Genomic DNA, 13154 nt, shown 5'->3' with positions numbered 1-13154 from the left:
CCCTTTCAAAATGCACAGAATGCGAAAGGTTTTTTTTATCTTATTCTCACTTTTTTATTTTTATAAAGCCTGAATATTTTAGAACTACCACTTTCAAACAAACCTCTTTCATCGCTCACGATTACATCAGCGAGATTGGAAGCGATTTCTTTATCATAAGCGCATTGGGTGAGGTTGGCTGAGGTGCTATAGAGCGTTTTAAAACGCTTTAAAAAATCCCCATGCCTGCCCCTAACCACACGAACGGCCTTAGAGTTAGGGTAAATAAAAGTGGTTTTAGCGCTTCTTCTAATGAGGTTTTTAAAAGCGTTGGGCGCGTGCACTAGGCTTTTTAAGGTGCTAAAATCAGCGCTTTCTATTAAAACGCTTTGGTTTTTAGGGCGGCCTTTTAAGGCATTGAGCTTTTCGCTGTCTTTAGAAAGCAGCCCTATAGTGGTATCGCTTTGAACAAGATACACTAACGCCATCAAACTACTTTAAATAATCTTGTAAGGCTAACAACTCGTCTTTTTGAGAGCTTTCTTCTAACGCTAAAATTAAGACTTCTATCGCGCTTAAAGTCGTGAAATAACTCACATGGTTTTTAAGCACAGAAGCGCGAATGAGTTTGGCGTCATCTTGAGATTTGTGATCGCTGGTGTTGATAGCCATGCTGATTTCCCCATTCATCATCAAATCCATGATATTGGGGCGGCCTTCAGAGATTTTAAGCACCTTTAAAGACTTTACCCCGGCTTTTTCCAAAGCTTTATGCGTGCCTTCTGTGGCGCACAATTCAAAGCCTAACTGAACCAATCGTTTCATTAAAACGCACGCTTCTTCTTTATCCTTATCTTTAATAGAAACAAAAATAAGCCCCTTGTTTTTAATGGGGTTAAAGCAAGCCGTTTGAGCCTTGAAAAAAGCCAACCCTAAAGATCTAGCAATCCCCATCACTTCGCCGGTGCTTTTCATCTCAGGCCCTAAAATCAAATCCGATCCATAAAGTTTATTAAAAGGGAAAACCGCTTCTTTTAAAGCCACAAAATGAGGCATTTTAGGCTTATAAACGCCTTTAGAATATTCTACGATATTTTTTTTATCATAAAACTTCAAGGCTTCTTTCAAATCTTCTAGCACCATAACCCTAGTCGCTACTTTGGCTAAAGGAACGCCTAAAGCCTTGCTTAAAAAAGGCACGGTTCTGCTGGCTCTGGGATTGACTTCAATCAAATACAGCGAATTTTCATAAACAGCAAATTGGATATTCAATAGCCCTACTACGCCTAAATGCAGAGCGATTTTCGCGCTCACTCGCTCAATTTCGTCTAAAATTTCAGGGTTTAAAGTGGAAGGGATAAAGCACGCCGAATCGCCTGAATGGATACCGGCTTCTTCAATATGCTGTAAAATGCCGGCAATATAGACCTCTTTTTTATCGCAAATGGCATCCACATCTAATTCCACTGCTTTTTCTAAAAACTTGTCAATGAGGAGCGGGTTTTTAGGGCTAATCTCTAAAGAATGCGTAACGCTTTCTAAATAATGGCGCAGTTCTTCAATGTTTTCTAAAATTTGCATGTGTTGGCCGCCTAGCACATAACTAGGGCGCACAATGATAGGGAAACCAATCACATTAGCGATACTATAGGCTTCATCAACGCTCTTAGCCATGCCGTTTTTGGGCTGCTTGATGTCAAGCTCTTTTAAAAAGAGGGAAAATTTTTCTCTATCTTCAGCAATATCAATCACTTTAAAAGGCGTGCCAATAATGGGGGCTTGCATTTTAGCTAAATCTTTAGCGAGTTTTAAAGGGGTTTGTCCCCCAAAATGCACGATGATGCCATCCACGCGCTCCCTTTGAATGATAGTCTTCACGCACTCAAAATGAATGGGTTCAAAATAGAGCGTATCGCTCGTGTCATAATCTGTGCTAACCGTTTCTGGATTGCAATTGAGCATGACGCTTTTAATGTTTAAATCTTTTAAGGCAAAGCTCGCATGCACGCAACAATAATCAAATTCAATGCCTTGACCGATGCGGTTAGGCCCAGAGCCTATGATTAGAATTTTCTTTTCTTGTTTTTCTTGCTTGTTTTCAACAGGGGGCAAAGGGTTAGGGGCATAGGTGGAATACAAATAAGGCGTGAGCGATAAAAACTCCGCCGCACAAGTGTCCACTTCTTCAAAATGGGGCGCGATTTGTAAATTAGATCTAGCTAATTCCACTTCAAAAGGACTCACCTCTAAATTTTCATTTTCTTTGATTTTAGCGGCAATCCTAGAATCGCTAAAGCCTAAATTTTTAAGCCCTCTTAATTTTTTGGCGTCCGTTAAAACGCTAGAATTGATGCCCTCTTCTGCTTTGACTAGCTTTTGAATTTGAGATAAAAACCACCTGTCAATCTGGCACAATTCAAACACTTCATCCACGCAAACGCCGAGCCTGAACGCATCAGCGATATAGAGCAAGCGCTTAGGATTGGGCCGGCGGATTTCCTTTTTGATCGCTTCTAAATCTTTGCTCAACGATTCAAACCCTAGCCAATTGTTTTCCAAAGAGCATAACGCTTTTTGTAGGGCTTCTAAGAAATTCCCCCCTATCGCCATCACTTCGCCAATGCTTTTCATAGAAGTCCCTAAAGTGCTAGAAACACCGGCAAATTTTTCAAACGCAAAGCGAGGGATTTTCACCACGATATAATCCAAACTAGGTTCAAAACTCGCCGGAGTGTTGGTAATATCGTTTTGGATTTCATCTAAGCTAAAACCCACCGCAAGCATGGTAGCCACTTTTGCAATGGGAAACCCGGTCGCTTTTGAAGCTAGAGCGGAGCTGCGGCTCACTCGTGGGTTCATTTCAATCACGACCATTCTTAAAGTCTCTGGGTGGATCGCAAATTGCACATTACTCCCGCCCGTATCCACGCCAATTTCTCTCAAAATCGCAAAGCTCGCATCGCGCATGCGTTGGTATTCTTTATCAGTTAAGGTGAGACTTGGAGCGATGGTGATGCTATCGCCGGTATGAACGCCCATGGGATCAATGTTTTCAATGCAGCACACAATGATGCAATTGTCCTTGCTGTCTCGTATGACCTCCATTTCGTATTCTTTCCACCCCAATAAGGACTCTTCAATCAAAATTTCATTAATGGGCGAAGCGTCCAGGGCGTTTTTAGCCAATTCTTGAAACTCTTCAATATTATAAGCGACCCCACTCCCTCCCCCAGCTAGCGTGAAACTCGCTCTAATAATGGCTGGAAAGCCAATTTCATTAATGGCTTCTAGGGCTTCTAACTCGCTATAAGCGTAACGCCCTTTAGGCAAATCCATCCCGATTTTTAACATCGCTTCTTTGAAAGCCTGCCTGTCTTCGCCTTTTTTAATCGCTTCAATCTTAGCCCCTAAAAGCTCCACGCCTTCTAACATGCCCTTTTGGTGCATTTGCATGACCGCATTCAAAGCGGTTTGCCCGCCCATTGTGGGTAAAATAGCGTCAATCTTTTCTTTTTTGATGATAGCGGCGATATTTTCTCCAGTGATGGGTTGGATATAAGTTTGATGAGAAAATTCAGGATCAGTCATCACGGTGGCCGGGTTAGAATTGATTAAGATCACTCTATAACCTAAAGATTTTAAGGTTTTACAACTTTGAGTCCCTGAGTAGTCAAACTCACAAGCTTGCCCGATCACAATAGGGCCTGAGCCTATCAGTAGAATGTTGGAAATATCGGTGCGTTTAGGCATCACTAATCCTTAAAGAAAGAATATAAAATGAAGTGTTATCAGTTTTAAAATATTTTTTATTAGGTTTTTGCGTGGTGTCCCCCCCTATTTTTTCAAACTATTTGTCTCTGTCTGAAAAAATACCAATGATTTGCAGAATAGAAATAAAGACATTCAAAAAGTCTAAATACAAGCTCACCGCCGCATCAATGGGGCTATCATACATGCCTTTAACGATGTTTTGGGTGTCATAAGCGATGTAAAGACTGAATAAAATCGCACTCGCTCCCGCAATGACAACCTGGAACATGGGGCTACCCAAAAACAAGTTAATAAGCGAACACACCACCACCACAATCAAAGCGATGAAGAGCATTTTACCCATATTCGCTAGATCGTTTTTAGTCTTAAGGGCATACACGCTCATCAAACCAAAAACAATAGTCGTCATGCCCAAAGCTTGCCAAATCGCTCCTAAACCAGCTTTTGCAATCACCATACCCAACAAAGGCACCAAAGTAACCCCTGATAATGAAGTGAAAGCAAACAGCATGAATAGATTCAATCCGGGTTTGGATTTAGAAAACATCAAACCAAAAAACGCCGCAATTTCAGCGATAAAAAACACCCATTTATACTGCACTACGGCTTGAAAATTCATTAAACCTAGTAACGCCCCAATAGTCGCTAATAACAAACTGCCCGCAAAGAACTTGTAAGTCGTTTTAACAAAACCCACCAGCTCGCTTTCGTGCAATAAAGAATTTTCTGCATACGCGTTACGAGAATCAGCTCTGTCATACAATGCCATGTTTTACTCCTTGAATTTCAACTCAATAAATAATTTTAATTAACCTACAGCTAGGTCCAATATAATAGCACAAAATGTAGTAAAATACCAAACAAAACCCCCTAAAATTGAAATTGAAGTCTAGAAATAGGATAATAGTTACGATGAAAATTTTTATCAATGGATTTGGCCGCATTGGGAGATGCGTTTTAAGAGCGATTTTAGAGCGCAACGATACAAACCCTCATTTAGAAGTGGTAGGCATCAATGACCCTGCTAATTGGGAAATCCTGGCTTATCTTTTAGAGCATGACAGCGCGCATGGATTGCTCAATAAGGAGGTGCGTTACTCTAATGGTAAGCTTATTATCGGCTCGTTAGAAATCCCTGTTTTTAATAGCATCAAAGACTTGAAGGGCGTGGATGTTATCCTAGAGTGTTCAGGGAAGTTTCTAGAGCCTAAAACGCTAGAAAATTACCTTTTGCTTGGGGCTAAAAAGGTGCTGTTATCCGCTCCCTTTATAGGCGAATACGATGAAAAACAATACCCTACTTTAGTGTATGGGGTCAATCATTTTTGCTATCAAAACCAGGCTATTGTTTCTAACGCCTCTTGCACGACTAACGCTATCGCGCCCATTTGCACGATTTTAGATAAAGCTTTTAATATTAAAGAGGGCATGCTAACGACCATTCATAGCTACACGAGCGATCAAAAACTCATTGATTTGGCCCACCCTTTGGATAAACGGCGCTCCAGAGCAGCCGCAAGCAACATTATCCCCACCACCACTAAAGCCGCTCTAGCTTTGCATAAAGTTTTACCCAGTCTCAAAAATAAAATGCATGGGCATAGCGTGAGGGTGCCTAGCCTTGATGTGTCCATGATAGATTTGAGTTTGTTTTTAGAAAAAAAGACCCTTAAAGATCCCATCAATGATTTATTGATTAAAGCTTCCAAAGGGGTTTTAAAAGGCGTGCTAGAGATAGATTTAAAAGAAAGGGTGAGTTCTGATTTCATTTCTAATCCGCATAGCGTTATCATCGCGCCTGATTTGACTTTCACGCTAGAGAATATGGTCAAAATCATGGGGTGGTATGATAATGAATGGGGGTATTCTAATCGTTTGGTGGATATGGCGCAATTTGTGTATCATTATTAAGTCATTTTGCGAATCTTTTTGAGTTTGTTTAACATCAAGTTGTATAATGTGGGATTTAATAAAAACGATTGGAGTTTTAAATGGCGTTTAAAAAGGCCAGATTGATTTCTAGGTTTATTTCAAAGGGATCTTTCAAATTGAGTAAGATCTCAAAGAAAATTTTCACATTGAATCAAATCTTAAAATGTGAAAAGCCCTTAAAACGCCATAAAAAAACAGAATCCATTAAAAAGCCCTTTAATAAAAACAAATCTTTTTTAAAAGCTTCGGTTTTATTGATAGGAGCGTTAGGGGGATTATCCCACCTAAGGGCTAACGAGTGCCGTTATTGGTCATGGTCGTCTTGGAGTTATCAAGATAATATTGAAAGCGGTCCTAATTCACCCACGCACAACTCTTATTGCCTTTTTAGCAGCGCTCAAGGCTCTGGGACTTATTATTTGAACACTCTTACCACTTATAGTGCTGGTGGGGCTAGTTTCACGCAAAAATTCAATGGCGGCACGCTTAATGTGGGAGGGAATATCCGCTTTGGAGGCACAGGTATTAATGGAGGTGATGTCGGCTATATCACGGGCACTTATGACGCTCAAACGATTGATTTTAATTCTAGCCGTATCACAACCGGAAACTCATACGCTGATGGCGGTGGGGCCACGCTCAATTTTAATGCGACTAACAACATCACGATCAATCAAGCGAGCTTTGATAATAGCGATGCAGGGACGCAAAAATCTTACATGAATTTTAAAGGCTCTAACATCAATGTCAGCGGCTCTAGCTTTACAGACGACACTGATGGGGGCTTTAGTTTCAGCGGTAATAACAATAATAGTGCCATCTCCTTTAATCAAACCAACTTCAATCAAGGCACTTATAATTTTAGTAACAGCGCAAGTTCAAGCTTTGGTAATAGTAACTTCAATCAAGGGACTTATCACTTTAATAGCGCTCAATCTGCTTTTGAAAACAGCAGCTTCAATCAAGGCGCTTATAACTTTAGTAACAACGCTAGCTTTAATAACGACACTTTCAATCAAGGGACTTATAGCTTTAATACTAGCAAGGTGAGTTTTTCAGGCATTAACACTTTAAATTCAAGTTCTCCTTTTTCTAGCCTTAAAGGCAGTGTATCCTTTGGTTCTGATGCGATTTTTAACCTCAATCAAACCCTTAATAACAATCAAACCTATGACATTCTTACTACAAATGGGACCATTCAGTATGGGGTTTATCAAAGCTATTTGTGGGATTTAATCAACTATAAGGGCGATAAAGCCATTAGCCATGTTGGAGTGGGCAATAACACTTATGATGTAACCTTTGATATTAATGGGCAAGATGAAACCTTACAAGAAACCTTTAACAAACAATCCATCATTACCCAATTTTTAGGAGACGATTTACAACAACAAGCCCAACAAACCTATCAAGAGGATCTAACCAATTCCCAAAACGCTTTGAATAATGTTACTAGCGACAACACGATCGCAAGCAACGATACAAGCTACACTCAAAGCAAAAATACTACTGTCGCTAAAGACGCTCAAGGTTTAGAAAACACTAACCAACAAATCGCTCAAGATGAACAAGCGTTAGAAAAAGATTTAGCTCAAATCAAACAATTAGCCAACTCCACCACAGGCTTTAGTGAACAAGCTTTCAATCAAGCGCAAAGCAAAGAGCAACAAGATGAACAAACCTTACAGAATGATGAAAAGACTTTTAACGCTGAACAAGAGGGATTAAAGCAAGCGATAGCTGACGCTAAGCCTACAAGCCCCGCACCCACTCCTACAAAACACACAGTGCAAAACACACCTCCTAGTCAAGTTCCGCCCACACCCCCTACTCAAAATTTACCCACAACGAATGTGTGGAATGGAGTTTATAACCTCCAAAATCAAACTTACTCAAAACAAGGCATTTATTATATCGATCCCAACCTTTCAGGACAGAGCGGTCAAAGCGGCAACACGCTCAGCACTTATACAGCCAATTTATTTGGAAGAAGTTTTGGCGTCAATGCTAACAATGGCACTTTGATCATAGGGAATAATACAGAGAGCGTGAATAATAATGGGTTGATTTGGATAGGGCATGGAGGCTTTGGCTATATCACGGGAACTTTTAGTGCGGCTAACATTTACTTGACCAATAATTTTAAAACCGGTGAAGGCGTTTCAAATTCAGATGGTGGGGGAGCGAACATCACCTTTAAAGCAAGCGATAACATCACTATGGATGGCTTGAGTTACAATGACGCTGAAACCGTTACTAAAATGATTCAAACGGGAGCCAGTCAGCATTCCTATGCCGCTTTTGACGCTCTAAATAATATCAGCGTAACCAATTCTAGTTTTAGCGATATGACTTGGGGGAAATTCAGTTTTAGTGCTAAAAATATTTCCTTTTCCAACGCTTCGTTTAGCGGCTTTACAAACCCTGGAGGATCAAGCGTGATCAGCGCTAACGCTACTAATTCTTTAAGCTTTATCAATTCTCGTTTGAATGGTGGAGCGATCTATAATTTGCAGGCTAATAGCCTTATTTTCAATAACACGCAAGCGGTTTTTAATGTCTTGTATTCTAGGGGGACAAGCAATTTTAACGCTACGACACAGCTTTTAGGCAACACGAGTTTCACGCTTAGCTCTCAAAGTTTGTTGAATTTTAATGGCGATACAACCTTACAAAACAACGCTAATATCACGCTTGGCAATAAAAGTCAAGCCGCTTTTAAAAATTCTTTAACGCTTGATAATAATTCTAATTTAAGTTTAGACAATCAAAGCGTTTTGAACGCAAGCGGCGCAAGCGCTTTTAACAATCAAGCGAGTCTCAATATTTATAACGGGAGTCAAGCGGCCTTTAATAGTCTCTTTTTTAATGGCGGGACACTCAGTCTTAACGCTAATAGCAAGCTCAACGCTTCTAGTGCTAGTTTTTCAAACAACACCACTATCAATTTAGACGATAGCGTTTTATCGGCTAGTAACACAAGCTCTTTAAACGCTAATATCAATTTTCAAGGCACAAGCCAGGCTGATTTTGGAGGCAATACGACTATTGATACAGCAAGCTTTAATTTTGACAGCGCAAGCTCATTGAGTTTTAATAACCTTACGGCTAATGGAGCGTTGAATTTTAATGGTTATGCGCCCTCTTTAGCTAAGGCTTTAATGAGCGTTAGCGGGCAGTTTGTTTTAGGGAATAATGGGGATATTAATTTATCTGACATCAATATTTTTGACAACATCACAAAATCTGTAACTTACAACATCCTAAACGCTCAAAAAGGGATCACTGGCATTAGTGGGGCTAATGGCTATGAAAAAATCCTTTTTTATGGCATGAAAATCCAAAACGCTACCTATAGCGATAATAACAACATTCAAACTTGGTCGTTTATAAACCCTCTCAATTCTTCTCAAATCATTCAAGAGAGCATTAAAAATGGGGATCTAACCATAGAAGTTTTAAATAACCCCAACTCGGCTTCTAACACTATTTTTAATATCGCTCCTGAGCTTTATAATTACCAAGCTTCTAAGCAAAATCCTACCGGCTATAGCTATGATTATAGCGACAATCAAGCAGGCACTTATTACCTGACAAGCAACATTAAAGGTCTTTTCACCCCTAAAGGCTCTCAAACGCCTCAAACCCCAGGCACTTATAGCCCGTTTAACCAGCCTTTGAGTAGTTTAAATATCTACAATAAGGGTTTTTCTAGCGAGAATTTAAAAACGCTTTTAGGGATCCTTTCTCAAAATTCCGCTGCCTTAAAAGAAATGATTGAATCCAACCAACTAGACAATATCACTAATATTAATGAAGTGTTGCAGCTCTTAGACAAGATTAAGATCACCCAAACGCAAAAGCAAGCGCTCCTAGAAACGATCAACCATTTGACTGACAACATCAATCAAACCTTTAGTAACGGGAATCTCGTTATAGGCGCTACTCAAGATAATGTTACAAACTCTACTAGCTCTATATGGTTTGGGGGCAATGGCTATAGCAGTCCTTGCACGCTAGATAGCACCACTTGTTCTTCTTTTAGAAACACTTACTTGGGGCAATTATTAGGCTCAACTTCCCCTTATTTAGGCTACATTAACGCTAATTTTAAAGCTAAAAGCATTTATATCACTGGAACGCTTGGAAGTGGTAACGCCTTTGAAAGCGGAGGGAGCGCGGATGTAACCTTTCAAAGCGCTAATAACTTAGTGTTGAATAAAGCCAACATAGAAGCTCAAGCTACAGACAATATCTTTAATCTTTTGGGTCAAGAAGGGATTGATAAAATCTTTAATCAAGGGAATTTAGCGAATGTTCTCAGTCAAGTGGCTATGGAAAAAATCAAGCAAGCCGGCGGTTTAGGGAACTTTATAGAAAACGCTCTAAGCCCTTTGAGTAAGGAATTGCCCGCTAGCTTGCAAAATGAAACCTTAGGCCAACTTATAGGTCAAAATAATTTAGATGATTTATTGAATAATAGTGGGGTCATGAATGCAATCCAAAATATTATCAGTAAAAAACTAAGCATTTTTGGTAATTTTGTTACCCCATCCATCATAGAAAACTACCTTGCTAAGCAGTCTTTAAAAAGCATGCTAGACGATAAAGGGCTTTTGAATTTCATCGGTGGGTATATAGACGCTTCTGAATTAAGCTCTATTTTAAGCGTGGTTTTAAAAGATATTACTAATCCCCCTGCAAGCCTGCAAAAAGACATTGGTGTGGTGGCGAACGACTTGTTGAACGAGTTTTTAGGACAAGATGTCGTTAAAAAGCTAGAAAGTCAAGGCTTAGTGAATAATATCATTAATAACATTATTTCTCAAAGCGGGTTAAGCGGCGTTTATAATCAAGGTTTAGGGAGCGTGTTGCCGCCCTCTTTACAAAACGCGCTCAAAGAAAACGATTTAGGCGCTCTTTTATCGCCTAGAGGCTTGCATGATTTTTGGCAAAAAGGGTATTTTAACTTTTTAAGCAATGGTTATGTTTTTGTCAATAATAGCTCTTTTAGCAACGCTACAGGGGGCAGTTTGAATTTTGTCGCCAACAAGTCTATTATTTTTAATGGCGATAATACGATTGATTTTAGCAAGTATCAAGGCGCATTGATTTTTGCTTCCAATGATGTTTCTAATATCAATATCACCACCCTAAACGCTACGAATGGCTTAAGCCTTAATGCGGGTTTGAATAACGTGAGCGTTCAAAAAGGGGAAATTTGTGTCAATTTAGCCAATTGCCCCACAACCAAAAACAGCTCTTCTACAAACTCTAGCGTAACCCCCACTAATGAATCTTTAAGCGTGCGTGCTAATAACTTCACTTTCTTAGGCGCAATCGCTTCTAATGGGGCTATTGATTTGTCTCAAGTAACAAATAATAGCGTTATAGGCACGCTCAATCTTAATGAAAATGCGACCTTGCAAGCCAATAATTTAACGATCACTAACGCTTTTAACAACGCCTCTAACTCCACAGCTAACATTAATGGTAATTTCACCTTAAACCAACAAGCGACTCTAAGCACTAACGCTAGTGGCTTGAATGTCATGGGGAATTTTAATAGCTATGGCGATTTGGTGTTTAATCTCAGTCATTCAGTTAGCCATGCTATTATCAACGCTCAAGGCAATGCGACAATCATGGCTAATAACAATAACCCCTTAATCCAATTCAACACTTCTTCAAAAGAAGCAGGCACTTACACGCTTATTGATAGCGCTAAGGCCATTTATTACGGGTATAACGACCAAATCACAGGAGGCAGTAGCCTGGATAATTACCTTAAGCTTTACACGCTCATTGACATTAATGGCAAGCATATGGTAATGACTGGCAACGGCTTAACTTATAACGGGCAAGCCGTGAATATTAAAGATGGCGGTTTAGTTGTAGGCTTTAAGGATTCTCAAAATCAATACATTTACACTTCCATTCTTTATAATAAAGTGAAAATCGCTGTTTCTAATGATCCTATCAATAACCTACAAGCCCCCACTTTAAAACAATATATCGCTCAAATTCAGGGCGTTCAAAGCGTGGATAGTATTGATCAAGCTGGAGGCAATCAAGCGATTAATTGGCTCAATAAAATCTTTGAAACTAAGGGAAGCCCTTTATTCGCTCCCTATTATTTAGAAAGCCATTCCGTAAAAGATTTAACCACGATCGCTGGAGATATTGCTAACACTTTAGAAGTCATCGCTAACCCTGATTTTAAAAATGATGCTACTAATATTTTACAGATCAACACCTACACGCAGCAAATGAGTCGTTTAGCCAAGCTCTCTGACACTTCAACTTTCGCTCGTTCGGATTTCTTGGAACGCTTAGAAGCCCTTAAAAACAAGCGATTCGCTGATGCGATCCCCAACGCTATGGATGTGATTTTAAAATACTCTCAAAGAAACAGAGTCAAAAATAATGTGTGGGCGACAGGAGTTGGAGGGGCTAGTTTCATTAATGGAGGCACTGGAACTTTATATGGTATCAATGTAGGGTATGACCGATTCATTAAGGGCGTGATTGTGGGAGGTTATGCCGCTTATGGGTATAGCGGGTTTCATGGAAATATCACTCAATCAGGCTCTAGCAATGTCAATATAGGCGTTTATAGCCGAGCGTTTATCAAAAGAAGCGAATTAACCATGAGCTTGAATGAGACTTGGGGATACAATAAGACTTTCATCAACTCTTATGACCCCCTACTCTCAATCATCAATCAGTCTTACAAATACGACACCTGGACGACTGACGCTAAAATCAATTACGGCTATGATTTCATGTTTAAAGATAAAAGCGTTATTTTTAAACCTCAAATAGGTTTAGCCTATTATTACATTGGTTTGTCTGGTTTAAGGGGCATTATGGATGATCCTATTTACAACCAGTTCAGAGCCAATGCTGACCCTAATAAAAAATCCGTTCTAACGATCAATTTTGCCCTAGAAAGTCGGCACTACTTCAATAAAAACTCTTATTATTTTGTGATTGCGGATGTGGGCAGAGACTTATTCATTAATTCTATGGGGGATAAAATGGTGCGTTTTATTGGTAATAACACCCTAAGCTATAGAGATGGTGGCAGATACAACACTTTTGCTAGCATTATCACAGGCGGGGAGATAAGGCTATTCAAAACCTTTTATGTGAATGCGGGCATTGGGGCTAGGTTTGGGCTTGATTATAAAGATATTAATATTACCGGAAATATTGGTATGCGCTATGCTTTTTAATGGTATCATTAAACCTATTTTTAACAAGCCCAATTCATAGCAGGATTAACCATGCCAAAAACCTTATTTCCTTTATCTTTACCCTTATTATTTTTATCTTTTTGTACCGCTGAAGAAAATGGGGCGTATGCGAGCGTGGGTTTTGAATATTCCATTAGTCATGCCGTTGAGCATAATAACCCCTTTTTAAATCAAGAACGCATCCAAATAATTTCTAACGCTCAAAACCAAATC

General features: G+C 39.6%; 5 protein-coding genes and 1 pseudogene. 3 read left to right on the top strand and 3 right to left on the bottom strand.

Features of this window, described 5'->3' with window-relative positions; all coding sequences use genetic code 11:
* Window positions 1-35: 35 nt before the first annotated feature.
* The 3 genes from EAL49_RS07345 to EAL49_RS07335 form a co-directional block, all read right to left on the bottom strand.
* Window positions 36-467, bottom strand: a complete 432-nt coding sequence (locus tag EAL49_RS07345; protein WP_120829643.1) for a Sua5 YciO YrdC YwlC family protein — start codon at window positions 465-467, stop codon at window positions 36-38.
* 4 nt (window positions 468-471) lie between these two features.
* Window positions 472-3729 carry a carbamoyl-phosphate synthase large subunit gene (carB, locus tag EAL49_RS07340; protein WP_120829642.1) on the bottom strand — a complete coding sequence of 1086 codons (3258 nt, stop codon included), beginning with the start codon at window positions 3727-3729 and terminating at the stop codon, window positions 472-474.
* A 97-nt stretch (window positions 3730-3826) separates the two neighbouring features.
* The gene (locus EAL49_RS07335) at window positions 3827-4519 is read right to left on the bottom strand and encodes a Bax inhibitor-1/YccA family protein (RefSeq protein WP_100966542.1); all 693 of its coding nucleotides are present in this window, start codon (window positions 4517-4519) and stop codon (window positions 3827-3829) included.
* A 143-nt stretch (window positions 4520-4662) separates the two neighbouring features.
* On the opposite strand from EAL49_RS07335, the gene gap reads away from it, so the two are divergent.
* From gap to EAL49_RS07320, 3 genes and pseudogenes are all read left to right on the top strand, one after another.
* Window positions 4663-5661, top strand: a complete 999-nt coding sequence (gene gap / locus EAL49_RS07330; protein ID WP_120829641.1) for a type I glyceraldehyde-3-phosphate dehydrogenase — start codon at window positions 4663-4665, stop codon at window positions 5659-5661.
* Between the two features lie 80 nt (window positions 5662-5741).
* The gene (locus EAL49_RS07325; protein WP_120829640.1) at window positions 5742-12920 is read left to right on the top strand and encodes a vacuolating cytotoxin domain-containing protein; all 7179 of its coding nucleotides are present in this window, start codon (window positions 5742-5744) and stop codon (window positions 12918-12920) included.
* Window positions 12921-12971: 51 nt separating this feature from the next.
* Window positions 12972-13154: pseudogene (locus tag EAL49_RS07320) on the top strand (hypothetical protein); the annotation flags it as partial.

This window comes from Helicobacter pylori, assembly GCF_003637665.1.
In the GTDB taxonomy this organism is placed as follows: domain Bacteria; phylum Campylobacterota; class Campylobacteria; order Campylobacterales; family Helicobacteraceae; genus Helicobacter; species Helicobacter pylori_CK.
Note: the sequence above shows the minus strand (reverse complement) of the source record. Positions and strands in the feature narration are given on the sequence as shown.